At 45.7% G+C, this 26791-nt stretch carries 25 protein-coding genes; 14 read left to right on the top strand and 11 right to left on the bottom strand.

Translation table 11 applies throughout. The features are described from left to right. The first annotated feature begins 235 nt into the window (after window positions 1–235). Window positions 236–775: a cold shock domain-containing protein gene (locus QUA07_RS18115; protein ID WP_333327499.1), complete on the top strand. Its 540-nt coding sequence runs from the start codon at window positions 236–238 to the stop codon at window positions 773–775. A gap of 230 nt (window positions 776–1005) precedes the next feature. On the opposite strand, the gene QUA07_RS18110 is transcribed toward QUA07_RS18115, so the two are convergent. The 3 genes from QUA07_RS18110 to QUA07_RS18100 all read right to left on the bottom strand — a co-directional run bounded on the left by QUA07_RS18110 (window position 1006) and on the right by QUA07_RS18100 (window position 1914). Beyond that, window positions 1006–1200: a hypothetical protein gene (locus QUA07_RS18110; RefSeq protein WP_333055355.1), complete on the bottom strand. Its 195-nt coding sequence runs from the start codon at window positions 1198–1200 to the stop codon at window positions 1006–1008. A 151-nt stretch (window positions 1201–1351) separates the two neighbouring features. Continuing rightward, window positions 1352–1546 (bottom strand): hypothetical protein, encoded by a 195-nt coding sequence (locus QUA07_RS18105; protein WP_236506337.1) that lies wholly within the window; start codon window positions 1544–1546, stop codon window positions 1352–1354. Window positions 1547–1701: 155 nt separating this feature from the next. Next, window positions 1702–1914, bottom strand: a complete 213-nt coding sequence (locus QUA07_RS18100) for a helix-turn-helix domain-containing protein (protein ID WP_006631307.1) — start codon at window positions 1912–1914, stop codon at window positions 1702–1704. 181 nt (window positions 1915–2095) lie between these two features. On the opposite strand from QUA07_RS18100, the gene QUA07_RS18095 reads away from it, so the two are divergent. The 3 genes from QUA07_RS18095 to QUA07_RS18085 all read left to right on the top strand — a co-directional run bounded on the left by QUA07_RS18095 (window position 2096) and on the right by QUA07_RS18085 (window position 3101). Then, a complete protein-coding gene (locus QUA07_RS18095; RefSeq protein ID WP_333327496.1) occupies window positions 2096–2566 on the top strand; it encodes a hypothetical protein in 471 nt (156 codons plus the stop codon). A gap of 98 nt (window positions 2567–2664) precedes the next feature. Next, a complete protein-coding gene (locus tag QUA07_RS18090) occupies window positions 2665–2886 on the top strand; it encodes a type II toxin-antitoxin system HicA family toxin (protein ID WP_333078501.1) in 222 nt (73 codons plus the stop codon). Then, window positions 2883–3101, top strand: a complete 219-nt coding sequence (locus QUA07_RS18085) for a type II toxin-antitoxin system HicB family antitoxin (RefSeq protein WP_333078499.1) — start codon at window positions 2883–2885, stop codon at window positions 3099–3101. The genes QUA07_RS18090 and QUA07_RS18085 overlap by 4 nt, the downstream gene beginning before the upstream one ends. Here the strand turns inward: QUA07_RS18085 and QUA07_RS18080 are convergent. From QUA07_RS18080 to QUA07_RS18045, 8 genes are all read right to left on the bottom strand, one after another. Then, a complete protein-coding gene (locus QUA07_RS18080) occupies window positions 3098–3304 on the bottom strand; it encodes a hypothetical protein (RefSeq protein ID WP_172190588.1) in 207 nt (68 codons plus the stop codon). The two genes, QUA07_RS18085 and QUA07_RS18080, sit on opposite strands and share 4 nt — an antisense overlap. 319 nt (window positions 3305–3623) lie before the next feature. Then, a complete protein-coding gene (locus QUA07_RS18075) occupies window positions 3624–4946 on the bottom strand; it encodes a CO2 hydration protein (RefSeq protein WP_333327492.1) in 1323 nt (440 codons plus the stop codon). 177 nt (window positions 4947–5123) lie between these two features. After that, window positions 5124–6677 carry an NADH-quinone oxidoreductase subunit M gene (locus QUA07_RS18070; protein ID WP_333327489.1) on the bottom strand — a complete coding sequence of 518 codons (1554 nt, stop codon included), beginning with the start codon at window positions 6675–6677 and terminating at the stop codon, window positions 5124–5126. Window positions 6678–6877: 200 nt separating this feature from the next. After that, entirely contained in the window at window positions 6878–7597 is a 720-nt protein-coding gene (locus tag QUA07_RS18065; protein WP_333327486.1) for a carbonic anhydrase, read from the bottom strand. A 104-nt stretch (window positions 7598–7701) separates the two neighbouring features. After that, window positions 7702–9561 (bottom strand): NAD(P)H-quinone oxidoreductase subunit F, encoded by a 1860-nt coding sequence (locus tag QUA07_RS18060; RefSeq protein WP_333327483.1) that lies wholly within the window; start codon window positions 9559–9561, stop codon window positions 7702–7704. A gap of 334 nt (window positions 9562–9895) precedes the next feature. Further along, a complete protein-coding gene (locus QUA07_RS18055) occupies window positions 9896–10879 on the bottom strand; it encodes a glycosyltransferase (protein ID WP_333327480.1) in 984 nt (327 codons plus the stop codon). A gap of 331 nt (window positions 10880–11210) precedes the next feature. Beyond that, window positions 11211–12326, bottom strand: coding sequence for a phospho-N-acetylmuramoyl-pentapeptide-transferase (gene mraY / locus QUA07_RS18050; RefSeq protein WP_333327478.1), 1116 nt, complete (start codon window positions 12324–12326; stop codon window positions 11211–11213). A gap of 130 nt (window positions 12327–12456) precedes the next feature. Next, complete coding sequence (locus QUA07_RS18045) at window positions 12457–12696, bottom strand: DUF3134 domain-containing protein (RefSeq protein ID WP_006631296.1); 240 nt, start codon at window positions 12694–12696, stop codon at window positions 12457–12459. A 411-nt stretch (window positions 12697–13107) separates the two neighbouring features. Between QUA07_RS18045 and QUA07_RS18040 the strand changes: the two genes are divergently transcribed. The 10 genes from QUA07_RS18040 (at window position 13108) to QUA07_RS17995 (ending at window position 26643) form a co-directional block, all read left to right on the top strand. Further along, window positions 13108–14784 carry a glycosyltransferase family 4 protein gene (locus QUA07_RS18040; RefSeq protein WP_333327475.1) on the top strand — a complete coding sequence of 559 codons (1677 nt, stop codon included), beginning with the start codon at window positions 13108–13110 and terminating at the stop codon, window positions 14782–14784. A gap of 188 nt (window positions 14785–14972) precedes the next feature. Next, on the top strand, window positions 14973–15557 hold the full coding sequence (locus tag QUA07_RS18035) for a PAP/fibrillin family protein (RefSeq protein WP_333327473.1): 585 nt from the start codon (window positions 14973–14975) through the stop codon (window positions 15555–15557). 321 nt (window positions 15558–15878) lie between these two features. Further along, window positions 15879–16106 carry a hypothetical protein gene (locus tag QUA07_RS18030; RefSeq protein WP_333327471.1) on the top strand — a complete coding sequence of 76 codons (228 nt, stop codon included), beginning with the start codon at window positions 15879–15881 and terminating at the stop codon, window positions 16104–16106. Between the two features lie 303 nt (window positions 16107–16409). Continuing rightward, window positions 16410–16544 carry a hypothetical protein gene (locus QUA07_RS18025; RefSeq protein ID WP_333327468.1) on the top strand — a complete coding sequence of 45 codons (135 nt, stop codon included), beginning with the start codon at window positions 16410–16412 and terminating at the stop codon, window positions 16542–16544. Window positions 16545–16667: 123 nt separating this feature from the next. Further along, window positions 16668–17015, top strand: a complete 348-nt coding sequence (locus QUA07_RS18020) for a hypothetical protein (RefSeq protein ID WP_333327465.1) — start codon at window positions 16668–16670, stop codon at window positions 17013–17015. Between the two features lie 124 nt (window positions 17016–17139). After that, window positions 17140–18303 (top strand): GUN4 domain-containing protein, encoded by a 1164-nt coding sequence (locus QUA07_RS18015; RefSeq protein WP_333327462.1) that lies wholly within the window; start codon window positions 17140–17142, stop codon window positions 18301–18303. Window positions 18304–18453: 150 nt separating this feature from the next. Beyond that, on the top strand, window positions 18454–19269 hold the full coding sequence (locus tag QUA07_RS18010; RefSeq protein ID WP_333327460.1) for a PD-(D/E)XK nuclease family protein: 816 nt from the start codon (window positions 18454–18456) through the stop codon (window positions 19267–19269). A 118-nt stretch (window positions 19270–19387) separates the two neighbouring features. Further along, window positions 19388–21943 carry a DHH family phosphoesterase gene (locus QUA07_RS18005; protein WP_333327457.1) on the top strand — a complete coding sequence of 852 codons (2556 nt, stop codon included), beginning with the start codon at window positions 19388–19390 and terminating at the stop codon, window positions 21941–21943. 351 nt (window positions 21944–22294) lie between these two features. Further along, entirely contained in the window at window positions 22295–24598 is a 2304-nt protein-coding gene (locus tag QUA07_RS18000) for a serine/threonine phosphatase (protein ID WP_333327453.1), read from the top strand. An 803-nt stretch (window positions 24599–25401) separates the two neighbouring features. Next, window positions 25402–26643 (top strand): protein kinase domain-containing protein, encoded by a 1242-nt coding sequence (locus tag QUA07_RS17995; RefSeq protein ID WP_333327450.1) that lies wholly within the window; start codon window positions 25402–25404, stop codon window positions 26641–26643. The last annotated feature ends 148 nt before the right edge of the window (window positions 26644–26791 follow it).

The following is a 26791-nucleotide window of genomic DNA, read 5'->3' as shown; positions in this document are numbered from 1 at the left end:
CTTTTTTTGGCATAGGGGGTTTGGCGTCCCTGTGAATCGGCTGCCCTTAATTATAACTAATTATCCGAACCTGATATTAGGTGTCTGTCAACGGCTTGAGGCTCTAAACTCTCAGTGAGATGAACTAATGGCTATGGTAGAAGCTGATATTCGCAACAGTCCGATTAATGTTCATCGGCGAGAGAATGCGAAGCAATTGGCTGAGTCTGTTAAGCAGGAATAAAAGTTCAATTTTATGAAACCTGTTCTGAATAAAGGGCAACTGACAACCTGGAAAGACGATCGGGGGTTTGGCTTTATTAAACCGGATGATGGCAGTAAAGAAGTTTTCTTGCATATCAGTGCGCTGAAGGAAGCAAGTCGTCGCCCAAAAGTCGGAGATACGATTTTGTACGATCCAGTTGCTGAAACAGACGGGAAAGTACGTGCCACTAGAGCATCAATTCAAGGTGTTGCACCTGGACATCAGCCAAAAAAGCAGAAACCACAGAAACGCGGTGTACTCAAAACAGTTTTTGGTATTGGGATTCTGGCTGTCATTGTGCTTTTTACAATCCAGTTGAGTCGTAGTCATTCTTTCTCTCCAATTACATCGATCGCAAAACCAGGATGTACTATCAAAGGCAACATCTCGATCGATACAGGCAATAAGGTTTATCACCTTCCAGGCATGGAAGATTACGAATCAACAGTTATCGATCCAGCTAGGGGTGAGAGATGGTTTTGCACAGAGTCAGAGGCGATCACAAATGGTTGGCGTAAAGCACCGAGGTAGCCACAGCATCTCAACAACCGCGCTGCACCAGAACCTATAGCCGAATGAAGAATCAATGCCAAAAGTTAAGAGAATAGGCGAGTTTAAAATCTGTTGTCTTACTTGATGATGAAATTAATGGCCATCTAGATAATCTGAATAAACCTCTTTCTCATGTTTGCTTCATTGTGAAATTCTTGCACAGTGATTAGCCGTAAAGCTGAACTGTTGACCTGGTTTTTCTCAACCCCTCAAATCTCGCCCTTCACCTGCATCTGATGCACCTTATCAGCCAACTCTTGCAGGCGCTTTTCGTCCAACTCGTCGATCGCCAGCATCCCGACATAGATAATTTCCTTCAGCGTTAGCCGGGTTGCTAGCGCCTTTTTCTGCACAAGTTCCTTAATTATGGGGCTAACCCCAATGGCGGTACTGGCTCTAGTCACAAAGGTAACGGGAGATTAACAACTTTGACTAAATCTTAGCACCTTTAAGCTGAGCTTTTATCTGCGATGCAAAATGCTTAAGCGCGTCTTGACAAGATGAAACACTAGGGTTTATAGTGGAAACGTGGAAAGGCCGATCGACCTTTTCCCCTCAAATCTCGCCATTGACCTGCATCTGATGCACCTTGTCAGCCAATTCTTGGCGGCTTTCCTTATCGAGTGCATCAATTGCCAGCATTCCCAAGTACACGACTTCCTTCTGAGTTAGTCGGGTCGCTTGGGCTTGTTTTTGAATGACTTCCTTAATCACGGAACTGACCGCGATCGCCGTATTAGTTTTTGCCACGAAGAATAATCAACGATTAATAACTTTCCTTGATGTTACCATCCTCAATCCGATTAACTACAATAATGTTTGACTAACTACAGTTAATCATGCTATAGTGTAAAAAATACAAAAAAGCCATCGCCCCCGGTCTAGACAACTTAAGGGCGATCGACCTATTCCTCCAAAACCTCAACCAAATCCTCAATCATCACATCAAAAGTCCGAGCTAACTTCCGCAGGCAAGTAAAGTCAACCATTGCCATTTCAGGACGACGAGCATAGCTTCTGACAGTGCTATAAATTACCCCGGAACGATCGGATACTTCCTTAAGCGTCCAGCCCTTCTCCGCCGCTAGTTCCCTAATTTTTAGCCTGACTAAACCCATGCTTGACAGTTGATGCAATTGCGTCGTACAATGTTATATGTAAAGAGCGATCGCCCCCCGGCCTGGAAAACTAAAGGGCGATCGTCTGTAAAACCTAATCTGGACAGATTATTTCTTTCTATCAAAAAGTGCATTTGCCATATCCAGAAGTCTACTAACCATATCCAGAGGTGTACTAGCCATGATATCAGAAACTCCGGCAAAATCGCGAACGATCGCAGAATCGAGAATAATTCACAAATCGCCAATCCTGCATCCGCTGGCTAGATTCGTTACCGAAGAAACAGTTGCACTCCTGTTCAATATCTCAGCAGAGGAGATTTACCGCATAGAATGCTGTCGCTACATGGTTTACGTTCACGCCAAAGGCATCAGCCGCTTTGTTAGCTACGCCGATTTTCCTCCTATTTTACAAGTACAGCCGATCGCACCTCAAGATTTTGGCAGATGGTACAAACGCTGGAAAAGCAAGCAAGCACCAGCATTTTGGACGAAATTCTACACGTACAAGTTCAAAAAAGCTGTTTCAGTTGACAGCTTGCTAGAGTGGGGCCAATTGGTAGCTACTGTTAAATCGGTCATTTCTGGGCCCGCGCTGCAACAGCTACGAGATGCCTATACCCAAGAAAAAGATTTGATGGAGAAATTTTAAAGTGCGATCGCCCCGACGAGCAACTGCGAGAATGGACAAAGGAAAAATTAAAATAAATGGCTAAGTGAGAAAATGGAGGTAGAAAATGGACAATCACCATGCCTAGAAAAATTCGCGAGTTAAAAGCTCAGATTACCCGTGAGGGCTTTATTTATTTGCCAAAACGCGGAAAAGGCAGCCATGAGAGATGGCAGCATCCTTTGATTGGGAAGACATTAACAATTCCAGGCAAAGACGGAGATGATGTGCCACGCTATTTAGAGAAGCAGTTGGCAATATTGTTAGCCGAACTCGACGAGTTAAAGGAGGAAGATTCATGAATCGATACAGTATGATCGTCCAATGGTCTGACGAGGATCAACTTTTCCTCGTGACGATTCCAGAGTTTGCCGAGCGCGTGGTCATGCCCTGTACCCACGGCCAAACCCGCGAAGAAGCCATCCGACATGGCGAAGAAGTGCTCGAAATGTATCTAGAAGCTTGGCAGGAAGAAGGTGAACCCATCCCCGCACCTAGCATTCTTCAAATCGCCTAGAAAACCTCATCTTCGATTCCCAGCCACCATTCCCCCAGATTCATTAAATCTTTGTGAAGGTCAGTAAGTTCTGTCATATACTCTTCAGCAGAAATCTCCGAGCGCCTTTCTTGCAATTTTTTCAGCCGCAGTTGCACCAACAGCCAAGGTTTGGAAATCCCGTCCTTTGCTTCGATATATTTGGCTAGATCTTTGCTGTCCATAGTTATTGGGGAAGGGGCATAGGGTATCGGGCATCGGGCATTGGATATTGGACAATTTTACATTTTAGATTTTAGATCAATTGGTAATTTTAATCTAAAATCGGATGGGGCCTAGTAATCGGTAATCATTAAGCTGTCACGCATTTAAACCACTAACGAGGCTTGTAGGGTGGGTCAAGAGTGAACACTTACGCGAAGGATGCGGGAAACACTTCTGTACTGACGCACCCTACTATCGTCTTTTAAATGCCGAACAGCTTAGGAGTTTTTGCAATAACAAATTCCCGATGCCCGATGCCCCATTCCCAATGCGCGAGGACTACCTATAATCCGAAGTCTGAATATTCTTGAGCTTCGCAGCATATTTCATACCGTATTCCGGGCGACAGAAGCGATCAAGCTGAGCCTCAAAGAATGCCCTATTTGCCTTCAAATGCTTCGGATTGGGGTCATCCAAAGGATACAAAAGAGCCGTCCGCAACGCTTGAAACACTGCCGAAGTAACGCAGTACATCGATCGCTGAAATGTCACTCCAATTTGATTGAGAATATCATCTTCGCCGCGACAGCGCTGTTTGTAGAAATCCATCAAATAAGGCGGCAGGAAATGCAGCATATCTTGTGCTAGCAAAGTCGGCGGAATCCCCGCCGTACCTACCGGGAATTTGTCTGCATACAAAACTCCGTAGTGGAAGTCTTTTTGGTCGTCAGGAACTTCCTTAGCTTGAGCATTGTAAGATTTGGTTCCTCGGAACGGTGAAGTGCGATAAAATACAGCTTCCACGTAAGGTAACGCTGCTTCATAAAGCCAAGTGAAACCCTTAGATTTGGGGATGATTTCGTAGGTTTCGCCGTCGATTTGAACGTGGTGGTAAATCGGGCGTCCGGCGATCGCAAATATGCCATTTACTAGGAAATCCATCGCCTGCGGGACTGTCGTAATTTTCCCTTCGTCGTACAAGTCGGAAACCTCAAAAAACACCGGCGCCATGACTTCCCAGAATAAACCGAGATTGCTGTAATAAGACATTTGGCGGCACTGTTCTAAAAACATTTCGGGAAATGCTTTGTGAAGTGCCAGCATGAACGGGTCTTTTTTGAAGTAAGCTTTAATGGCCCGATCGGCATTAGCCTTATATTCGTCACTGTCCAAATAAGGATCGAATTGATTGGTAGGCACGTACAAGCCCCGGTGCCAAAGCATTGACCTCATGCACTCTTCGGCAAATTCCATGTTAATGCGATCGTGCCACAAATGGTGAAACAGCCGCGGGAGTTTACCAGTTTCACCCTTCTCCATGAACTCCAAGAGTTCCGGGTGAACGCTGCCAGTCCCGCGCCAAATCCGCAAATCTGCACCGTCACCTGCATAGTGATTTTGTAAATCTAAATACTCTTGGGGTAAAAAGTATTTAAAGAAAGGAAGCGGGTGTAAAAATACCCGTTCGGCGATGTAAAGCAAGTCCCGCCAGTAAAAGTCCATCGGTACCGCGTAAGCTTTCCAAATAGCGATGATTTGCATCAGATTTTCCGGCGTATCTGGAATCATCGCACCGCCAGCTTCTAGCCTGTGAATTACTTCGGCAAATTCGTGTTTGGAAGGAGGTAGTTTAGTTGCTGGTTTATTAGGGGTTTGTACCATTGTTTCTTCCTTTGATGGAGTGAATCTAAATATTTTGAATTATTGCAAAAAGCTGCGATTCTTTAACTGGTTTTCCGGCTCTGCTTGGGAACCGATATCCAGGCCGGCGAGCCGGAAAATTGGAGGCAGAGCCTCTGGATCTGCGTTTCCAGGCTCTGCCTGGAAACGAGTAGATGCTTAGTCTGCAGAGGCGGACTTCGTTTGTGTAGACGCGATTTCCATATCCGAGTGCTCTACGGGATAGCTAATAGCAACTTGGGTATTTCTGTCCGCCGGCAGAGTAGCCACGATCGCATTTGTAGTAGATTCGCTCCACTTGAGCAGCCAAGCAGGTTGAATTCCCAACACAAAAATGATGCCCGCCAAAACCAGCGCCGGCATATTTTCAGCAAACGTAACTGGAGGGTAGTAAGCCGTGGCATTGTCCAACTTCCCAAAACAGGTGCGGTTGAGCAGAATCACAAAGTAAACTGCTGTTAAACCCGATGCTAAAATGCAGAGTAAAGTTGGAATTGGAAAGATCGAGAAACTGCCTTGAAACACTAAAAATTCGGCAATAAAACCCACCAAACCCGGAATGCCGGCGCTTGCCATGCCGCCCAAAACTAACAGAGAACTGGCAGTGGGTAAACCCCGCATCGGGTTCATCAAACCGTTGAGTACGTCCAAATCCCGCGTGCCAACTTTGGTTTCGATGATGCCTACCAAATAAAATAGCAAAGCTAAAATTAAGCCGTGGCTTACCATTTGCCCGACTGCACCGATTAATGCCAACTTCGTACCCGCGGCGCAGGCAACGAGGATGTAGCCCATATGCCCGATCGAACTATAGGCTACCATGCGCTTGATGTCTTTTTGGGCGATCGCGCTCAAAGCCCCGTACATCACGCTCACAGTCCCAATAATCGCTAAAACGGGAGCTATAATCGACCAAGTTTCGGGAAACATCTGCAAGCCGAACCGTACTAAACCGTAAGTTCCCAACTTCGCCAGAATCCCTCCCAGCAAAATTGCTGTTGCTGGCGAAGCTTCGACGTAAGCATCCGGTAGCCAAGTGTGCAGCGGCACCAAGGGAATTTTAATTCCCAACCCAATTAGCAAAATTGTTAGCAGGATTAACTGCACATTTCTCGGCAATTCTTGAGTAGTAATTGCACTGTAATCGAAATTTAAAGAACCGCTCAGCCAAGCCACACCCAAAAATGCTGCTAGCACTAAAAGTCCCGAAACTGCCGTGTAGATCAAAAACTTCATGGCAGCGTATTCCCGCTGCTTTCCGCCCCAAATCGCAATCAACAGGTAAAAAGGAATTAATTCTACTTCGTAAAACAGTACAAACAGCAGCAAATTTTGAGACATCAAAGCTCCGGCAATACCAGCATTGATTAGCAAAATCAAAGCGTAGTAAAGCTGGGGGCGCTCCATCTTTTCGCCAGTGCCGTAAATGACTAATAGCGTCAGCAAAGCACTTAAAACCAGCAGAGGCAAGGACAAGCCGTCAATGCCCAAGTTGTAGCTCAAACCTAATTGTGGAATCCAAGGTAAATATTCTTGAAATTGCAGTCCCGAATTTGCTGGATCGAATTGAGTCAACAGCCAGATATTCAAAATGAAAATAGCTGCCGCAAAAGCCGAGGCTATTGAACGCAGACGCATCCCATTGATATTTCCGGGCAGGAACCCGACTACCGCAGCGCCCAAGGCGGGCAACCAGAGCAAGGCACTAAGCATAATGTGTGAAGAGTGAAGAGTAATATCAATTCCGGTTGCACCGGAATAATTGTTGACGGTTGACGGTTGACAGTTAACTCGAATTTACTATTCCGATGCTAACTTATTTGATATTAACTCTCAATTTAGCACGCTTTTATGATTTGATAACTTGAGAGTTTAAATGTTACTTTTTCCCCAATTATCAATTCCAAATTGCCTCAAGACTCAACCAAAATATTGACGGCGCCCGTGTCTAAATCGTAATATCCACCCACAACTTTCAGTTTATTCTCCGCAATTAACTGAGAGATAACTGGAGAGGCTTTCAACTTGTTAGCTTGCAGCACAACATTGGCTTTTGAGGCATTTTCTAGCTTGTCGCCTGCTTGGCTTTTCGAGCTTTCTACAGCCGGCTTAATGGCGTCGAGCAAACTGCCAATTTGACCAGGAACTTGAGCCCCTTTGATGGTTGCGTCTACCGCACCGCACCTTTTATGCCCGATTACCACCAGCACTTTTGCTCCCAGTACCAGCGTGCCAAATTCCAGGCTGCCAATTTCTTCTGGGGTAGCAACATTTCCGGCCACGCGACAGACAAATAAATCTCCCAATCCCTGATCGAAAATAATCTCCGAAGGAAAGCGGGAATCTGCACAGCCGAGAATAGCAGCAAAGGGTTTTTGAGATTTGGCAACTTCGACGAGGCGGGGTAAGTCTTGGTTGGGACTTTGGCGTTTTCTTTCAACAAACCGCTTGTTCCCGTCCATTAACTTTTGCAGAGCTCCATCGGGAGTCAAGTCATTTTGAGCAATTGCTGGTTCGGGTGCAGCAAAATCAGCTCCTGCTCCTGCTGCGAGTATCCCTGTACCAATGGCACCTGCGACAAATTTGAGGGAATTGCGTCTGGAAAGATTGAATTCTCTGTGGTTTGAGTTCATTTGTGCTGCCTTCTTTGAACGAGTTGGAAATCTTTGTTCAAGACTTCATGTTTTTAAGATTTTAGATTAAAACTGTCACCTAAAATCTTAAATTTTATATCTATTTACCCGCCTACAATTAGCGACAAGCGAGCTAGCAGCGGCCAGCTTATGAGCAGTCCCAAAACCGCAACTCCGAACAGAATTGTCAAGGCGTAAAACTGAGTTTGACCGTTAACGTTGTATTTGAGGCTTTGCCCGCCGAAAACCGTTGCAAAACCGATTAAATTTACGAATCCGTCAACAATATTGCGATCGACCCAAGAGATAACTTGAGCAACTAGACCTACTGCAAATATCACTGTCACCCGGTAAAGTTTGGCGGTGTAAAAGTCGTAAGCAAAAAAGTCTTGCAGGGCTTGAGAACCGATTCGCACTGGTTTTTCCCATTTCTCGTTCAGGTAAACAAATGCTCCGGCACCGATGCCGATCGCCGTTGACAAAACTAGCAGTCCAGTGGCGGTATAATTCAAACTTGCCCCCGGCAATAAATGCCACGCCGCCAGCAAGTGCGGAACGTGCAAAGTAAAGCCCATTAAAACAGTCATCGGCAAGATAAAAGGCCAGTGAACTTCCGGCGACCGTTCGGTCATTTGCTTTGGTTGGCCGCCAAAAACTAAACCGAAGACGCGCACCAAGCCAAAAGCAGTGACGCCGTTGACAAACAGCACTATTCCTAACAAGAAAGGGTGAGTTTCCGAAAGCCCGGATGTGAAGTCTTCTAAAGCCCAGAAGCAGCCGAAGGGCGGCAGTCCTACTAATCCAGCGCTACCGACAATAAACGATATGGCCGATATTGGCCGCTTTCCCCACAAACCGCCGAGAGAGCGGACATCCTGAGTGATGCTGTTCCAAACTACCGAACCGATGCTCATCACCAGCAAACCCATTGCCAAGCTGTAGGCAAATATCAATGTCAGGGCTGTCTGGGCTTGTCCTGTGCCGACGGCGATAAATACTAAGCCCATGTAAGAGCTGACTATATAGGAAAGCGTGCGCTTGATGTCAATTTGGGCGATCGCAATTAATGAAGCACCAACCGCCGTCGCAGCACCTACAATAATAGTTGTCTTCAGTCCGATCGGCGACAAAGCAATCACTGGCTGCAACTTAATCAAAATCCAAGCACCAGTTTCCACAACTACGGTGTTCCGCAAAATTGTCGCCGGCAGCGGGCCTTCCATCGCCTCATCCAGCCACAGGTGCAAGGGAAACTGAGCGCACTTACCCATGGGCCCGGCAATCAAAGCTAAGCTCAACAGCGTCGCTACAGTAGGGTCAAGCTTTGCAGTCTGAGCCCAAACAGCCAACTCGTCAAAATTCCAAGTTCCAGCCAGCGGCAGAATTGCGACTACTCCCATCAGCAGGAATAAATCTCCCACCCGCTTGGTTAAGAAAGCGTCGCGGGCTCCTGTCACCACCAAAGACTGATTGAACCACAGCCCGACTAGCAGGTAAGTACCCAAAGTCAGAACTTCCAAAATCATGTAGCTGAAGAAGAGAGAATTGCACAGTACCAACCCGCACATCCCCGCTTCAAACAGCCCCATCAAGGAAAACAACCGAGCCCAGCCCCAGTCCATTTCCATGTAACCGAAAGCATAAATCTGCGCCAGCAAGTTCAGTCCGGTAATCAAAACTGTCGCCCCGACGGTGACAGCAGAGATTTCAACGGGAATGGTTAAGTCTAAACCTGCTACATTCAGCCAGGGAATGAACTGGTGTTGCGCTGGTTGGTTCCAGATAGCTGCGAGGGCGATGATGCCGTGTAGGAAAGCGAACAACGTTAATATGGCGTTCACATAACCGGATGGTCTTGGCCCCGTGCGACGGGTAACTGCCGGAAACCACAGTATCGACAGAACTCCACCGATGAGTGGATAGCAAGGTATAAACCAAACCGTCTGGAGTAAGATTTGAGCCATTGGCATTACCTGTAAAGGTTACAAAAATTTAAAATTCTGAGAATAATTACGATGGCGCTGACGACAGCACTGAAAAGCCAGAAGGCAGAATTAGAGGCTATTTTGGCGTCAGTATTCGAGTTACTCGTTGTTTTGAGACTAGGGGGAAAGAATAGACTTATTAATTTTATATTAAGTATTGCGTTAAATTATCATATTTCTGATTCAGCATATTTATCGGTACCGATAAACTCTACTTATACGTATATATAGGGGCGGATTGTGTACAAACGAATATTTGTCGATCGCAAGTGCGATCGAACAATGATTTATTGCTCTAAAATATTAAAGCCGATTAACACCGCTCAATGTCCCAAGCTGATTCTGGAAGTTTGGCTTGGCGCTGCCCCATTGCCCTTGCCCTAACATTCAAAAGACCGATCGGCGTATTGAATAAGTCTACCAGCTCCGAAGAGCCGATCGCACTTTTGGCAGCAGCAACCGGAAATTCCTTGAACAGCCATCTAGCCAGCCGATAAAAATATTCCTGTGTTGTCAATTCTCGCATCAAATCGACACCGTGGAGTTCGTGCAAATATTTATTAGATTCGCCGTACCGATACCATTGACTTTGCAACTGTTTTATTGTAGAACGGTGGCGGTGTCGGACGATCGCATTTTGAGCAAAATGTAATTGATAGGATGTTTCCCGCAAAATCCGCCAACACAAGTCAGCATCGCCGCCACTGGTGAGGTAAGGGCGAAATAATCCTATTTGTTGTAAAACTAGCCTCCGTACAGCTAAGTTGGCGGTTTGACCGTAGGGACAAAAAGAGTGAGCGAGAGTATGTTTTTGAGATAAAGTATTTTGGCGCTCGGCGTGTTGTTCTAATATAGTTTTACCGGGCAATGCGAGTATTTCCCCAGCGCTAATTCCTATTTCTAAGTCAACGAATGGCTTAACTAAATTTTCCAGCCAGTCAGATTCCGGGCGACAGTCTGCATCGGTAAATGCAATGATTTCGCCTGTGGATGCGCGAATTCCTTGATTGCGGGCGGCGTAGGAACTTTGAATCTGATTTTCACTGAGGTGGCGAATGATTATTTGATTGAAATTGCTTCCTCCCCTGACCAAGGGGGGGACTGAGGGGGGGTTAGAGGCTGCTGTTTGCAGGATTGCTGAAGTGCGATCGCAACTGTTGTTGTCTACTAAAAGATATTCTACTCTGTGTGGCGGATAAGTTTGCGATCGCAGGCACTCAATTAAATCCGGCACATCCCCCTCGCCGTTGTAAACAGGCACAACCACCGAAACCTCCGGTAAAAACGTTTTAGTCATTCACAAACAACCGTAAACGATAGCATAACTAATATTGAGTAAGATTAAACGAACCGCGAAGGCGCTAAGGAAGATAAATAAGCAAATGTAGTTCTTCCTTTGTCCTAGAACCCTCTTCGCGGTTATTCAAATAATTAAAAATTGTTACTAAGTTCCATTGCATTAACTGAGGATATCAATTCTCAAAATTATAACTTCCGAGCCTTAAACAGGCAAGATGCCTGTTCCACAACTGCATTCAGTTCTTGTGGAACAGGCATCTTGCCTGTTTCTTTGAAATAGTAGAAAATATCTCTTACATCCCCTGTGCAATCCGTCACGCAATCTCTTCTCAAATGTTGCTAGTTAACATCAGAATCATTAACACTAACGCCCCGTTAGTTAAATAAAAAATGCCAACAACCTGAGTTTCCAACCAGCCGCACAACTCTAGATGATGGTGCAGTGGAGCCATTCTTAACAGACGCTTGCCGATGCCATCAGGCCCTTTTGTAGCTTTGTAATAACCTACTTGAGCAATTACTGACAGCGTTTCTACAAAGAAAATCCCGCTGATAATTAATAATATCCAAAGGCTATTTGTTAATAAAGCTACCGCACCCAACGCACCGCCCAAAGCTAAAGCACCTGTATCGCCCATAAACACCTTGGCTGGATTGCGGTTGTGTGCTAAGAAACCGAAACAACTGCCGCTGATGCAAGCGCAAAAAATCATTAATTCTGGCGAAGTTGAGGCTACAGATGCACCTAGTCCCAAAAGTGCGATCGCGCCCAAACCGCCCATCAATCCGTCAACACCATCAGTAAGATTAGTAGCATTGCTTTCAGCAACTAGCACAAAACCCGCCAGCGGCCAGAACAGAAAACCTAATGGCAATACCCAACCGAAAGGCAAAGCAACATTCGTAGAAATTGCAGGTTGATGAAACATCAGCCACAGACAAAATAGAGCAGCAAAACTTATTTGCAAAGCCAATTTCATCCGAGGTGAAATACCTTTGTTTGACTTACGTCGCAGAATTTGCCAGTCATCAATCCAGCCAATGAAACCGTAAGCTAAAGTTAAAGCCGATACGGCAACAACATCTGAGTTAAACTTAGACCAAAGTAAAGCGACTGCTACCCCCGCAGGTATAAAAAAGATGCCTCCCATTGTCGGCGTTCCCGCTTTTTTCAAATGGGCTTGGGGGCCGTCTTCGCGAATTATTTGTCCTGCTTTTAGTTGCTGGAGTACGGGTACAACTGCATAGCCCAACCCCGACGCAACTAAAGCACAAACAACTAGCGGCATAAATAGCGATGCAGGTAAATTCAAAAATCTATCCGCTACTACATCTAAACCGATCGCTAAAATGCCGAGCCCCAAACCCAGCAGCAGGAATAAATTCTTGCCTGTAAGTTTGAAAGGCAGACTAAAAGGGATTTTCTCATCCAAAAAGTTATCCATAACACTCCTCACCACACACTATTTGAGAATAAGCAATTGACAATGGGGGAATAGGGTGCGATACAGGAGATTGAGAAATCTCTTAGTTTTTCTTCCCTGTTTCCGGTTGATTTCTTCACCCTTCTACCCGTTATTCTTCGCCTACACTCACATCCTCTTCTACTTCCTCTTCTAAATCATCGTAAGGACTGTCGTCAACTGCCATAAGTTCAGAAATTTCTTCTTCGTGCAGATAGTCGGGTTCTTGGACATCCCTTGCTAACAGGCGATTGTTAGATTCCAACCAGTCTAAAAGAGAAGATTGCTGTTTTAATGGAATTACATCCGCAGGTAAGTGGCGAGGAATTTGACGCAGAGATGGGTTGTACATGATTATCGGTTTTTAAAGACAAAGACGCGATCGAGTGAGGTAACGTTTTGCCGACGAACTACTAATTTGATCAAGCACTTGCAAATCGGGCATTTAGCAAGGCTAAAGCATTATACCACAGGCACTGTTTGGTTCCGGATCGGATAAGATGGGAGACCCTAAAGGCGATCGCCCCCAAGCATGGGCATGAGGATAACACTAAAATCCGCTCTTGCCAATCCTTCTTTAGCCGTAAGCATTGTAATCTGAGACGATCGTCTTTAAGATATCGCGGGACAGGCGGCGATCCTATTGTGCAAGCTTCCCTAACGGCAAGGGGTTGATTCACAACAGTCTCCTGGATTTTCATCAAAGCCTGAGCCCGAATGCCCTCTGGCTTTTTCAGTCAACTCTCAAGCAATAAATCTCAGAATGGATACAACGGCAGCGGTTTTATACAACAAAGAGGGCTACCACACCGGAGGCAAAAAACTTCTGGGGCGTCATTCAGCCGGAGAAGGGTTTCTCAAAAGCTTAGTCCAACACGGAACCGCTGACTCTCTCTACTGTTGCGCCGATAGCGAAACAACCTTTAAAGAGTTTTGTTCGCACATCCAACCTTGGCTGCAAAAACCTCGGAAAGTTCGTTGGATTCCGATGGAACGACCGGATTTGCTATCTCAACCGGGCACAATTTACCGACCCGATCCGGTTCTGTCGCAGATGGTTTGGGCGCGCAGATTTGTCGATCAGCGGGCCTACAGCGTTTGCGGCGTTACTCACACGATCGGTACACAATACATCATGGAGGCGATCGGCGATTTGATCACCGCACCCATGCAGCCTTGGGACGCCCTGATCTGCACCTCTGCCGCCGTGAAAACAGCAGTAGAAGGAGTTATGAGGGAGTGGTCTGAATATTTAGCCCAGCGGAACGGCGGTAAACCGGAAATTTTAGTCAAATTGCCGGTTATTCCCCTCGGAGTGGATTGCAGCGCGTTTCCCCAGGGTATGGAAGCAGTTAATAGTCGTCGCCAACTGCGACAAGAACTCGGCATTTCTCCCGACGATATTGTTGTGTTATTTGTCGGTCGATTGATTTTTTCTGCAAAAGCTCATCCGGTACCCATGTACATCGCCCTAGAACGGGCCGCACAACAGACAAAAGCCAAAATCCACTTAATTCAAGCCGGTTGGATAGAAGATCCGAGAGAAGAACCCGACTTTAAAAATAGCGCGCCAATATTTTGTCCCTCGGTGAATGCTATTTTTTTAGATGGGAGAAAGCCGGAAATCAGAAGAAATATTTGGTCGGTGGCAGACATTTTCATTTCGCTGTCCGACAACATTCAAGAATCCTTCGGACTGACACCAATAGAAGCCATGGCGAACGGACTGCCGGCCATAGTCTCCGATTGGAACGGATACAAAGAATCTGTACGCCACGAAATAGACGGATTCCGCATTCCCACACTCATCCCGCCCCCGGAATCTTGTTTAGATTTAGCCCTAAATTATCTCGACGGCAGCTTAAATTGGCCGACTTACATGGGTCACACTTCCCTCGCCACAGCAGTTGACATTGATGCTTGCACCCTGGCGTTGTGTCAATTAATTGAAAACCCCGAATTGAGAAAGCGGATGGGGGAAAATGCGAGACAAAGGGCGAGGGAAATTTATGATTGGAAAGTAGTAATTGCTGCTTACGAACAATTGTGGCGGGAATTAGCAGAAATTCGCTTTGTGGCACCGGAGTCAGCATCTTTAAAACCTGGGAAGCCGCCTTATCCCCTAGGCGACGATTCGTTTCGCGTATTGGATAATTATGCGACTAGAAGTTTAAGCAATGAGATGATGCTGAGTCTGGGTGCGATCGCCACACCACAACTTTTAAAGCAGGTACAGACAATTAGGTTTACCAGTTTTGGTGACGATAGGAGAACTTCTGTTAGCATTCAGATGGAGATATTGGATACAATTAAGCAGGAAGGTGCGATCAGCGTGGGGGAAGTTATCCGACGCTACGTTAAAAACGAGCAAGAATTAGCCTACCTGTATCGAACTCTGCTTTATTTGGTGAAATTTGATATCTTAGTGATTAGTGATTAATCATTAGTTATTGATGATATGTTAAGCCCAGGCGCATCTAAATTTTACAGTCAAGTTTGATAAAATTCTTGTGGGATGTCCCGCCCGCCCGAAAAATACAATGCAAGATGCCCGACAGCTTATTACAAATAACAAATTCCCTATTCCTTGTTGCTTCTTCCCCCTTCCTTATTCCTTCTTAAAAAATCATGCTTAGAAAATCTGCACTATTAGAGATAATTGCTGGTAAGAATCGAGGTTTGCTGGCTACGGCTAGCGACAAACAAGCGATTTTAAGTGCGATCGCCCAATTGGAAGATTACAACCCCACACCACGGCCTGTCGAAGCCGCAGAGCTTTTAAATGGTGATTGGCGGTTATTGTACACCACCAGCCGTGAACTGCTGAATCTTGACAGTTTTCCCTTGGTGAAATTGGGTCAAATTTATCAATCTATCCGCGTCAAAAAATCTAAAATTTACAACATTGGCGAACTTTACGGCTTGCCTTATTTGGAAGGAATTGTCAGTGTAGCGGCAAGATTTGAGCCAACTTCGGAACGGCGAGTGCAGGTGAAGTTTGAGCGGTCAATTTTGGGTTTAAGCAGGTTGATTGGCTATGAATATCCGGGGAAGTTTATCGATGAGATTGAGTCGGGGAAAAAGTTCGCTGCTGTAGATTTCGGGCTGGATACTCGCGAACAGCAGGGATGGCTAGATATCACTTATTTGGATAAAGATTTGCGGATTGGACGGGGGAATAAAGACAGTGTTTTTGTCTTGACAAAAGAGTGATTTTGTGATGTGTGATTAAGTGCGATCGCCCCTTAACTCATTCTCAATTTATCTTTCTTTCATCCGCGTTTATCCGCGTTCATCTGCGGTTAAAAATCAAAAATATATCACTTATGCCAACAATTCAACACTTACTAAAACCCTCAAATCCATAGCCGATAAAAGCTTCAGATAGGATAACCGTTAAAACTTAGCGTTAAGAATTGACAATTGACAATTCTTGTGATATGTACTTGAATTTTAATGGAAAAGGCGTTAGTACATTCCCGCCAAGAAACTTACTAACGCCTTTTGTGTACTCCTTACGAATACAACACGATTATGCCACAAAACGGTTATCAACAGGGATTCGCAGCGAATCCTGGGGCGATCGCCTACCAAAAACGCCTTTACCCTTGGGCGATCGCCAAACTCATGCCCAGTATGCAGCGGGCGATTGTGGGACGATTTCGCAGTCGATCGGATGCAGACGGACACTTGCTGTGTCTGCGTCAACTGATGCCTCAAGCAACGCTTGTCGTAGTTTTTGACTTGCAACCAGCAGACTAAAAGTAGGATTAAACCCCCGTGGTTGCCCCTCTAAGAGTAAGGTAGACACGGGGGTTTAATCCTGCAAGTTGTTCACCATTCATACAGAATTGCTAGATCAGAAATGCGATTTTTCTGTGGCGATTGAGGGATTGCTAATTGATTGACTGTCGCAGACTTTAAAACTTTTGGGTCAGGGAAATGGGACGGCGGCGATGTGGTTTGCTCAACAAATTCGGAGTTTGTAAATGGGCGTGGGGAAAAGTGCTATCGCTCTTAATTTTTTACACGCTTCTCGCCTAAATCATAACATATAATAAAAATATGTCTTTTGACGTGCTGAGCTTTTATTTGGATAACCAGGAAGACATAAATACTTATATTGAGCGCAATCGAATTACTGAAGACTTGATTTATCCTGCCGTTAAACCTGCAATGATCAAACAACTAAAGTATTAAAATTCTTCGGTAGTGTTGACTATGACGAAGATTATGGCTACAATGATGGCGGGATTTTTATGAATTAAGAATAATACTCCTTAATTCTCTATTCACGACTATCAAATTCAAGGAAACATAGATATGGCGAACGATCACAACATTTATATGGGTTCCGGTAACTATAGCCCATCAATCAAAGGCAATTATATACAAGGCAATTTCATAAATACGGGTCAGGATTTATCTCAAGTAGTGACTAAGATTCAAGAATCATTAATTCAACTTCAAACACAGGGATACACTCCACAGGATGCTCAGCAGAAAGTCGCCACTGACTTAGTCTCTCAGGCTAATAATGATTCTCAGGCCAAAAGCAAGTTAGTGAATTTGAGACAGTATGTAGTTGATGCCGCTGCCAATGGTCTGATTGGTGAAGCGGTGGTAGGGGTAGTCAAGGTAGCCCTAGGATTATTAGGTATTCCTCTTTGAAGGACAGATAAGCTGTCGCACATTTAATCTAGACAGCCCTGCTTATTCAAACTCTTGTAGGGTAGGCATCCTGCCCGCCCTACAAGTTAAATTTTAATTCCGAACAGTTTATTTCGCTAAGTTAATGATAAGTAAAATAAGACAAATTTTTAATAAATTTAGTATTTTAATATCTAGGCTACCAGGAAGTAAAAAGCAACGATATTACTTCTTTAGCGTATTACTTAAACTAATAAGTTTTGCGGTTGTGGGCACAGGGCTTCTGACTCTACCTAGGTTGATAGTTAGCGTTGTAATCTTCGGAGCTTCTAAATTATTATGGGATTTAGGTGTTAATACTCCACAAGAATCAATAACTAACTTAGAAGACAATAGGAAAACAGGAGATCACAATATTTACACAGGCGGTGGTAATTATAATCCATCTATTCAGGGCAATTATATCCAGGGAGACTATATAGAAATACAAGGTTGTTACATTAACACCAATCAGGAATTATCTGAGGTCGTTGCAGAGTTTCGCGAGGTTGTAGATAAACTTAAAAATCAGGGATATAGTGCGGATAAAGCTGAGGATCAAGTAGCCCAAGATTTAGAAGAAAAAGCCCGCAGTAACCCGAAGGTCAAAAAAAGAGTAGTTAAGTGGGCAAAGTCTTTAAATCATACGTCTCCTCGAATAAATAATGAAGCTGATGCAGCTAGAGAAGTTATTAAATATGCTGCTGCTTCTTCATATACTTCGTCTGCTAAATCTATTGAAGTGGTCGGTGGAATCTATTCTAAGTTAGATAGCTTGCTCCAAGCTAGGAGATGGAAAGAAGCCGACGAAGAAACAGAGAAAATGATATTCAAACTATTAGGTAGAGAAAAAAGAGGATGGTCATCAGAAACAGACGATGTATCAACATACTATGCTTTTTTAACCAACTGCTTATCGGGCGACGATGTTGAAGTTTTACCGGGTACAGAACTCAGAAATATAAATAAACTCTGGCTAGAACATAGCAAGGGACGCTTTGGCTTTAGCGTGCAAAAGCGGATTTGGGAAAGCATTGTTCGTACTGAGCGTGAACCTACAATCTTTCATGGTCGGGGTTGTAAGGAGTTTGATGAGCGTGTGGGCTGGTACGTGAAGGGTGATTGGATATATTACTCTGATATTAAATACTCTCTAACAGCTCCACCTGGACACCTTCCCATCAAAGTGATGTTAGATAAATATTCTAAAAAATGTGACTGCGATCAATCAATTTTTCGTGTTTTTATGAAGCGTCAATATTACGCGTAAGTGAAAGAATAAAATTATTCGCTATTGGGTGAGTAAACTAAGATTGCCGTTTCATCCCAAAAATATAACTGAAGTGCGAGCGCAATCTCATCCAAAAACGCAATGCTCCAATTATCCCCTCATAAATCCCAGCCGTAATATCCTAAAAAAATGCTCCGACTATCCCAAACCCAACTCAAAATACTCGAAGAATGCCCCCGCAAATTCCAACACAGCTACCTCGAACTACTCGCCACCACCGCCTCCCCAGAACACAAAAAAAAACTCACATGGGGAAGCCACTTTCACCTATTAATGCAGCAGCGAGAACTCGGACTTCCCATTGAATTCATCATCCAACAAGACCCCGAACTGGGACGCTGTGTGGCAGCATTTATCAACACCGCACCGGAACTTTTCGCCCATTCAGAAAATAGCGAGCGAGTTTTCCGCCAAGCCGAACACCCCCGCACCCTAATTTTCCAAGACTACCTATTCACCGTTATCTATGACTTGCTAATAGCAGAACCAAACGCCGCCCAAATTCTCGACTGGAAAACCTATCCCCGCCCTCAAAAATCAAAATGGATAGCCGAAAGTTGGCAAACTCGCCTCTATTTATACGTCTTAGTAGAAACCAGCGACTATTCCCCCGAACAAGTTTCCATGACATACTGGTTCGTACAATTGCAAGGAGAAGAACCGCCGCAAAAACTCACATTTTATTACAACCAAACAGAACACGATCGCACAAAACAAGATTTAACCCACCTATTGCAGCAGCTAACCGACTGGCGACAGCGCTATACCGAAGCCGGGGAATTCTTACCTCAAGTAGAAATTAGTTCCAATTTGTGCGATTCCTGTCAATTCGCCACTCGCTGCAACCGCACACAAAACACAAAAACTCCCTCACCAGATATTCTCGCAGAAACTCCCACAGATTGGCTACCAAATCTTGCTATAATCGATGAAATATTTATTTAATTCAAATTTTGTACTATGCAACTATTAGTCGCCCGGTGGGGGCGGGTTTATAGATATTGTGAATGTGAATGAAAGATTCTTGGTGAACCCGCCCCTACAGAAATTAATGAAATAACTTATGACAGAACTACTTCAAAATTTGCCAACTCAACCCCTATCCCAACCCCCAGCTTGGCTGATCCAAGCTGTCAGAAACCATGCACCCGAACTCCCCGGAAACTATGCCGCTGCACTTCTTTGGTACAGAGGAATTCACAACCCCGAACAAATACCCGGTTTCTTAAATCCCCAACTTTATCAACCCGCAAGTCCCTTTGAGTTCGGGCTAGAAATGAATTGGGCGATAGAAAGAATCCAGCAAGCACGAAACAACGGCGAAAAAGTCGCAATTTGGGGAGATTTCGACGCCGACGGTATTACATCAACCTCGGTACTTTGGGACGGACTGGGAGAATTTTTTACTCAAAACGACCAACTAATTTATTACATTCCCAACCGCTTAACCGAATCTCATGGACTCAATATCGCGGGAATAGATGCCTTAGCCAAATCTGGAATTAGCTTAATTATTACCTGCGATACAGGAAGTACAAATATCGCCGAAATCGAATACGCCACCAGCTTAAACATCGATACAATTATCACCGATCATCATACATTACCGGACGATCGCCCGCCAGCTACAGCCATTATCAATCCCCGCTACTTCCCCCCAAACCACCAACTATTTAACCTCTCAGGAGTTGGAGTAGCCTACAAATTAGTTGAAGCATTATATCACACATTACCGGATATTCCGCAGCGCCCGATCGCAGATTTATTAGAATTAGTAGCGATCGGCTTAATTGCCGATTTAGTCCAACTTACAGGAGACAGCCGCTATCTAGCACAAATCGGCATCCAACAACTGCAAAAACAAATCGCAAATCCCACCCGCCCAGGAGTTGCAAAATTGCTCGAACTGTGCAAAAGATCGGGCGATCGCCCAACCGACATTTCCTTCGGCCTCGGCCCCCGAATCAACGCCGTCAGCCGCATTCAAGGCGACGCCAGCTTCTGCGTAGAACTCCTCACCAGCCGCGACAAAAAACGCTGTGATGAACTAGCAAATTTAACCGAAATTGCCAACTCCCGACGTAAATCTTTACAAAAAGATGTTGCCAAAGATGCCGCCAACAAACTAGCCAAACTCGACCTCTCAACTACTAGCGTCATCGTCCTCAGCGACCCCCAATGGCCCGTAGGAGTATTAGGATTAGTAGCAGGACAAATCGCCCAAGAATACGGCCGCCCCGTGATTTTATTCAGCACAGAAGGAAGCGAAAAAATTAATGAAAATTCCCCAGAAATGCAATTTACCTCCTTCTTAGATTCAGAATCACCAACACTTTCCCAATCCAACATTGCCAGGGGTTCCGCGCGTTCCGCCAATCAAATCGACCTTTACCAATTAGTCAAAGACCAAGCGCATTTATTGCACAGATTTGGCGGTCATCCTTTCGCTGCCGGATTGAGTCTCCCCGTTGAAAATATCCCCCTATTTACCGATGCGGTAAATCAGCAACTGCGACAACAATACAGCACAGATAGTTTAACAGCCGCCCCCGTTCAAGCTGACCTAAAAATTACTGTCTCCGAATTAGGCAAAGACTTATTTCAAGAACTAAAATTGCTCGAACCTTGCGGCATGGGCAACCCCGCACCCAAATTGCTGATTGAAAACTGCTGGTTTGACAATCTGTGGAATCAAAAAATCAAGGATTTGAAAGGGCAAAAAGTAGAATATCTTAAAACAGAATTTACAATTAGGGATGAATCTACCGATATGGGATTTCCCGGCATTTGGTGGGGACACAATCAAAACGAAGTTCCCCAAAGCCGCTGCGATGTCACCGTTGAACTCGATTTTAATACTTACAAATCGCGGTATGAAGTGCGCCTCGTAGCAGTGCGGGAACGCACGGAAGACAATCAAATCAATTCCCCGACTAAAATAGATTGGATCGTAGACTGGCGCAATAGAAATAATCATGAAGAGTTGTTAGCAGCCAGCACAAACTTAGAATCTCAAATGCCGATCGACAATCTAGTTTACAATTCCGAAATGGTCGATCGCGAAAACTCGATCGTCCTCCAAGAATGCCCCGCAAGCTGGGACGAACTGCGGATCTGGTTTCGGCAAGCACAGCACACTCAGAAAAAACTTGCGATCGCCTATACTTTACCCCCACTCGCACCCCCACAGCAAATCTGCCAACAGCTAATCGGCATCGCCAAATACCTCAGCCGCACCAACAAACCCGTCACCAGACAGCAACTCCGCCAAAAACTCGGCATCAGCGACACATCCCTGCAACTAGGATTCAAAACCCTAACATATCTCGGTTTCAAAATCAATTATCGCGATCGAGCTTTCCACATCACCAGACAACCCGAAACCGCACAGCGTCAAGACGCGCCCGATCAAATCCCCAAACCCTTATTAGATAGCCAATCCCTTCAATTCTCAGTGCCAAATTCCCCGATTGCTGCCCGTTGTGCAGCGCAATTCTTAGCAGCCGTCTCCGAAGAACAATTCCGGCGGAAATATTTCTGTGAAGTACCCCTTTCGACCATTGTGTCGATCGCGCGAGAAACCGTTTTCCAAGAAGATTCTATAGCAATTCCCTTCTAACTGAGATATTGCACCATTGTTAAGAACGGAATCTCCGGCCCGTTCCACTCATAAGATAACTTTGCTTATGGGTCACACACGCTGTTACCACTGGTGGGGCTGGCTTTTGGTCCCCTGAAGCGAGAGAAATTTTTGTGGGTCTGGCTTAAGAGGTCTATTCCTGACACGGCGGCCACATCTCAGTTCTAAGAAATATCTTAGTTCTGAATTCATCCCGATAAAATAAGGCATAGGGCAATGCGAGTTATCCGTTGCGAGTCAGGCCCAAAACTCATAACTCCTAACTCACAGCCCAAAACCCAAAACTCCCCACCGCCAAACTCGCTCGCCCATCTCCCATTTAAAACCCCTATGCTTCTGTGTCCCCGCTGCCAATTTGAAAATCCCAATCCAAACAAGTTTTGTCAACAGTGCGGAAATTCCCTAATTTACAAACCTTGCCACGAATGCGGTGCCCAAGTCGCTTTTAGCGCCGCATTATGTCAGAATTGTGGCGTCGCAACAGGTCAAGTGTGGCGGGCCATTATCTGCGGTCGATCGAATTTTCCAGCAGTCGAGCCACAGGAGTCAACCATACCCCCAACCGAGTTTCCCCAAAAAGCAGAGATGGTTCCAGAAATACCATCGCCCCAAAACTCTTCTGAACCAATCACAGACGCCATTAAAACAGAAATTACCACCCCAGCCGAACTCCCAACAGCCGTAGAACCAACTTCTCCACAGACCGAAGTCGCCGAATTCAGCAGCGCAGAAATAGACGCTGTGGTAGCCGTGGGGGCGATCGCACCAGCATCCTTTCAAACAACAGAAAAAAGCTCTACTACAGCACCAGAGCGCGAAATAACCCCATCTGAGCAGCATTTTACAACCGCACCACAGCCTAAACAAATCCAGGAAGCAACCGAGAACCCCCACAGCCCAAACATCGCTGACACCTCCCCTCCATCTCCAGAAGTCCCCATCCCCAATTCACAATATTTAATCCCTTCCCAGCCAGCCGGAGCTTATTTAGACACTCAGCAGCGCTACCAACTCCTAGAAACCGTGCCGCCGAGAAAACGCTCAGACACAGTAGAAGTAACAGTATTGGACTGTCAGCCGCTAGAAATGTCACCCCTCAAAGCCATGCTAGCAGCCAACTCTGCCAGCGTCGCCAGACGAACATCCCCCTATACCGCAGCAATCAAAGGCGGAGAAAATTCAACCAATCCCGCCTTAGCAGAGCTTTGCCAAGGCATAGCTGAACCTTATCTGGCACTCCGGTGGCAATTCTCTCAAAACCTGCCAGTCATTCACGATAGCTGGTCAGACAACGAACAGGCAGTCCTGCTGCTAGAAGACTGTTCCCAATGGCCGCTGCTGGTAGAACGGTGGAGTCAACCGGAAACTTCCACCCAGCAAATTTTATACTGGCTGCACGAAATGACAGAACTCTGGGCTGCCCTAGAACCCTGGCGCTGTCGGCAAAGCTTGTTGGAACTGACAAATTTGCGAGTCAACCCCGACTCTTCCTTTTCCTTAGCTTCTTTGCGGCTGCAATACCTCTATCCCGAACCCGCCGGCTCAAACCTGCAACTGGTAGATTTAGGGCAATTGTGGCAGGTGATATTTAGCCAGTCCGATCATCGCACTCAGTTTGGCGCCTTGCTCGAACTGCTGCAACAAATGTACAGAGGCGAGATTAACACAATAGAAGAATTGCGATCGCGCCTAGAAACAGTTCCCCTCGAACTCCAACCCGCACCTTCACCAAGCTCAACCCCGACACGCAGGCATTACCGCAGCCCCGACGAGTCGCCCCCCGAGGTGGGCGAGGTCTTAACCCAGCCCATGCCACTCCAGATTTACAGCTTAGAAGACGCAGGTCTCACCGATGTTGGCCGCACGCGCGACCACAACGAAGACTTCTTCAGCATCTGGACTCAGCTCAACAAACTAGAAAGCTCCTTCGGTCGGATTTTTCAAACCAAAGGGCTTTACATTCTCTGCGACGGCATGGGCGGACACGACAGCGGAGAAGTAGCCAGTCAACTAGCGGCTGAAACTCTCAGAGAATTCTTTCAAACCCGTTGGGAAAATCAACTACCTCCGGCAGACACCATCCGCGAGGGAGTCCTGCTAGCCAACAAAGCCATCTTTGAAATCAATCAAAAGGACGGACGCTCCGGCAGCGCCCGCATGGGCACAACTCTAGTCGCAGTCTTAGTTCAAGACACCCACTTCGCCGTTGCCCACGTCGGCGACAGCCGCCTCTACCGACTGAGAAAGGGACAAACCCTAGAAAAAATCACCTCAGACCACGAAGTCGGGCAGCGCGAAATTAAGCGCGGAGTTGACCCGGAAACTGCTTATGCTCGTCCCGACGCCTATCAACTAACTCAAGCCCTCGGCCCGCGAGACAGTAATTTTCTCAAGCCTGACGTGCAGTTTTTAGACTTGTGCGAAGATACCTTATTAATTTTGGCTTCCGACGGTCTGACAGATAATGATTTGTTGGAAAGTCACTGGCAGAACACTCTCGAACCCCTGTTCAATCCCCAAGCTGATCTCGACCAGGGAGTTACCCAGTTGATTGAACTGGGTAACAAACGCAACGGTCACGACAATATCACGGCAATTATCATTCGGGCGCAGGTAGGCGCATTTCGATTTTAGAATTTGGATGCTGCCAACTTTTTCAACGGTGGCGCCTTCCCCCTGTGACGGCCTGGGTTAAACCTGCAATTCTTGCAGAGAAAAAAAACAGCTTCTGCCGTTTCCGGGCAAGGCTTTACTGCTCGCTCTGTTCTTAGGTATCCGGTGTTAAAACAGCTTCGGTTTGAGTGATAAAAAACTGATTACAGACCCATACTATTGCAGACAAGCTGTAGAGTACCAACCATTTATCCGTAGCTTTAATTTTGAGACTCTGTTCAGGGAATCTACCGGAAAAAGTTGCTTGAGAGTAAGTGGATTCATCATAGTTGAAAGAGCTTTCACTTACAAAAATAGTTGGTCTAATGAAAAAAAATCAACTAAAATGAAGTGAGTCTGCAGGCTGGCTAATGCGAAATCTGTTTTATACTCGATCGCTATCGGGGCAACGTGGGAAGTGTCAGCTCTACATATATATGTGGGGCTGACATCACCATCTGCTGCTACATCAAATTTACGTAAAAGTTTAGCGATTGTTTACCTAGTTTTTGTTGTTGCAATTTTTCAATTGATAGACTGTGTTTTAAGGAGCGATCGAGCCTTCAGAAAATTTCTGGATAATTGTTCGCAAAAAACTATTTATAACTTAATTGTTTATGAAATCTTTAATCATAATCAGGATATTATAAAGTTTTCGTGAAACTAACCTGTGAAGCTCATAAGTAATTTTTAATTTCTAATTTTTCAAAGCCCTACGCCCCAAATTTGTAAATTCCCGCCAACTCTCACTGCCAAATCAGGGAGTTCAACCACATCAATCGAAAATGCTGCTGACTCTTTTAGATCCAGAAAAACAGACCCCCCTGCAACAGTGGAGTTTCGAGAGCGAATCCATTATTCGCATCGGCCGCTCTCCTGAAAATCACGTTGTGATCCCCAATGCTCTAGTGTCGAGGCAGCATCTGGAATTGCAAAGAGTTAATAGCGTCACGTCGAGTCAGTGGTATTTAGTCAATTCCGGGACAAATGGGACTTTGGTTAACGGTATTCTGATGTCTCAGGGTTGGATATCCGATGGTGCCCTGATCCAGTTGGCGCGGGGCGGCCCAATTCTGCATTTCCAAGCTATTACTATTGAAGTCGGCGGCAAGATTGAGGCGAACTCCACCGTCAATCTCGTGGCACCGAGGTGTACCCACGCGGGAAACCCGCCGGGGAATTTATTCTGCATCCACTGCGGCGAACCGATTAAAGTCGATCGCACGGTGCGCCACTACCAAGTGCTGCGAACTTTGGGCCAAGGCGGTATGGGGACAACGACTTTAGCCTGGGATCGAGATAAAGCCAAAGCTCAACAACCCGGAAGTTCCCCCGCAGCTTCTCTGGTAGTTCTCAAGGAAATGAATGCTGACATGGCTCAAATAGTCAAAGCTCAAGAACTGTTTGAACGTGAAGCTAAAACTCTCAAGGCCCTCCACCATCCGGGAATTCCTCAGTTTTTTGACTTTTTTGTGGAAGGGGGGAAAAAATACTTGGTGATGGAAATGCTCCACGGCGAGGATTTAGAAAAACGCATCTACAACCGCGGGCCTGTTGCTCCCCAACAAGCAATAGAGTGGATGATCCAAACCTGTGAGGTTTTGGACTACATTCACTCTCAAAAACCCCCGATCGTCCACCGGGATATTAAACCTGCTAATTTGCTGGTGCGCCACCGCGACAATTGCATTACAGTGCTGGATTTTGGAGCCGTTAAAGAAATCGGCACTCCACCAGGGACTCGCATCGGCGTTGAAGGTTACACCGCACCAGAACAAGACCGGGGACAGCCTCTACCTCAGTCGGATTTATATGCTATTGGGCCTACTTTGATTTTTTTGCTGACGGCCCAAAGCCCTCAAAACTTTTACGGGAAAATAGCTGGAGGTTACGGCTTTAAGCTCGAAAATATTCCGACGATCGCCCCCAAGCTGCGGGACACCATTTTGCGAACCACGGCAGCTAAGCCTGGGGATCGCTTTCAAACTGCTCAACAATTAGCTCGAGCTTTAGCCGGTTCCCTGTAACAAAAGTCAGAAGTCAAAACTCAAAAGCCAAAAGTCAGAATTTATTAGGAAGAGGGCAAAGGGAAGAGGGAAGAGGGAAGAATTTAGCAACGGAAATTTATGAAAGAAAATTTACCCCATCGCCTCGAATTTTCTCTCCGACACCCCA

It is taken from the genome of Microcoleus sp. T3_A4 (assembly GCF_036700465.1).
Classification (GTDB): domain Bacteria; phylum Cyanobacteriota; class Cyanobacteriia; order Cyanobacteriales; family Microcoleaceae; genus Microcoleus.
This window is presented reverse-complemented; position numbering and strand designations above follow the sequence as displayed.

What these genes read in the sequence shown, in the direction of transcription:
- QUA07_RS18115 (WP_333327499.1), top strand. Translation starts at nt 236, where the DNA reads ATGAAACCTGTTCTGAATAAAGGGCAACTGACAACCTGGAAAGACGAT.
- QUA07_RS18020 (WP_333327465.1), top strand. Translation starts at nt 16,668, where the DNA reads ATGGCGAACGATCACAACATTTATATGGGTTCCGGTAACTATAGCCCA.
- QUA07_RS18045 (WP_006631296.1), bottom strand. Translation starts at nt 12,696, where the DNA reads ATGTACAACCCATCTCTGCGTCAAATTCCTCGCCACTTACCTGCGGAT.
- QUA07_RS18080 (WP_172190588.1), bottom strand. Translation starts at nt 3,304, where the DNA reads ATGGACAGCAAAGATCTAGCCAAATATATCGAAGCAAAGGACGGGATT.
- QUA07_RS18040 (WP_333327475.1), top strand. Translation starts at nt 13,108, where the DNA reads ATGGATACAACGGCAGCGGTTTTATACAACAAAGAGGGCTACCACACC.
- QUA07_RS18085 (WP_333078499.1), top strand. Translation starts at nt 2,883, where the DNA reads ATGAATCGATACAGTATGATCGTCCAATGGTCTGACGAGGATCAACTT.
- QUA07_RS18000 (WP_333327453.1), top strand. Translation starts at nt 22,295, where the DNA reads ATGCTTCTGTGTCCCCGCTGCCAATTTGAAAATCCCAATCCAAACAAG.
- QUA07_RS18065 (WP_333327486.1), bottom strand. Translation starts at nt 7,597, where the DNA reads ATGAACTCAAACCACAGAGAATTCAATCTTTCCAGACGCAATTCCCTC.
- QUA07_RS18055 (WP_333327480.1), bottom strand. Translation starts at nt 10,879, where the DNA reads ATGACTAAAACGTTTTTACCGGAGGTTTCGGTGGTTGTGCCTGTTTAC.
- QUA07_RS18005 (WP_333327457.1), top strand. Translation starts at nt 19,388, where the DNA reads ATGACAGAACTACTTCAAAATTTGCCAACTCAACCCCTATCCCAACCC.
- QUA07_RS17995 (WP_333327450.1), top strand. Translation starts at nt 25,402, where the DNA reads ATGCTGCTGACTCTTTTAGATCCAGAAAAACAGACCCCCCTGCAACAG.
- QUA07_RS18030 (WP_333327471.1), top strand. Translation starts at nt 15,879, where the DNA reads ATGCCACAAAACGGTTATCAACAGGGATTCGCAGCGAATCCTGGGGCG.
- QUA07_RS18010 (WP_333327460.1), top strand. Translation starts at nt 18,454, where the DNA reads ATGCTCCGACTATCCCAAACCCAACTCAAAATACTCGAAGAATGCCCC.
- QUA07_RS18100 (WP_006631307.1), bottom strand. Translation starts at nt 1,914, where the DNA reads ATGGGTTTAGTCAGGCTAAAAATTAGGGAACTAGCGGCGGAGAAGGGC.
- mraY (WP_333327478.1), bottom strand. Translation starts at nt 12,326, where the DNA reads ATGGATAACTTTTTGGATGAGAAAATCCCTTTTAGTCTGCCTTTCAAA.
- QUA07_RS18025 (WP_333327468.1), top strand. Translation starts at nt 16,410, where the DNA reads ATGTCTTTTGACGTGCTGAGCTTTTATTTGGATAACCAGGAAGACATA.
- QUA07_RS18015 (WP_333327462.1), top strand. Translation starts at nt 17,140, where the DNA reads ATGATAAGTAAAATAAGACAAATTTTTAATAAATTTAGTATTTTAATA.
- QUA07_RS18070 (WP_333327489.1), bottom strand. Translation starts at nt 6,677, where the DNA reads ATGCTTAGTGCCTTGCTCTGGTTGCCCGCCTTGGGCGCTGCGGTAGTC.
- QUA07_RS18090 (WP_333078501.1), top strand. Translation starts at nt 2,665, where the DNA reads ATGCCTAGAAAAATTCGCGAGTTAAAAGCTCAGATTACCCGTGAGGGC.
- QUA07_RS18095 (WP_333327496.1), top strand. Translation starts at nt 2,096, where the DNA reads ATGATATCAGAAACTCCGGCAAAATCGCGAACGATCGCAGAATCGAGA.
- QUA07_RS18075 (WP_333327492.1), bottom strand. Translation starts at nt 4,946, where the DNA reads ATGGTACAAACCCCTAATAAACCAGCAACTAAACTACCTCCTTCCAAA.
- QUA07_RS18060 (WP_333327483.1), bottom strand. Translation starts at nt 9,561, where the DNA reads ATGGCTCAAATCTTACTCCAGACGGTTTGGTTTATACCTTGCTATCCA.
- QUA07_RS18035 (WP_333327473.1), top strand. Translation starts at nt 14,973, where the DNA reads ATGCTTAGAAAATCTGCACTATTAGAGATAATTGCTGGTAAGAATCGA.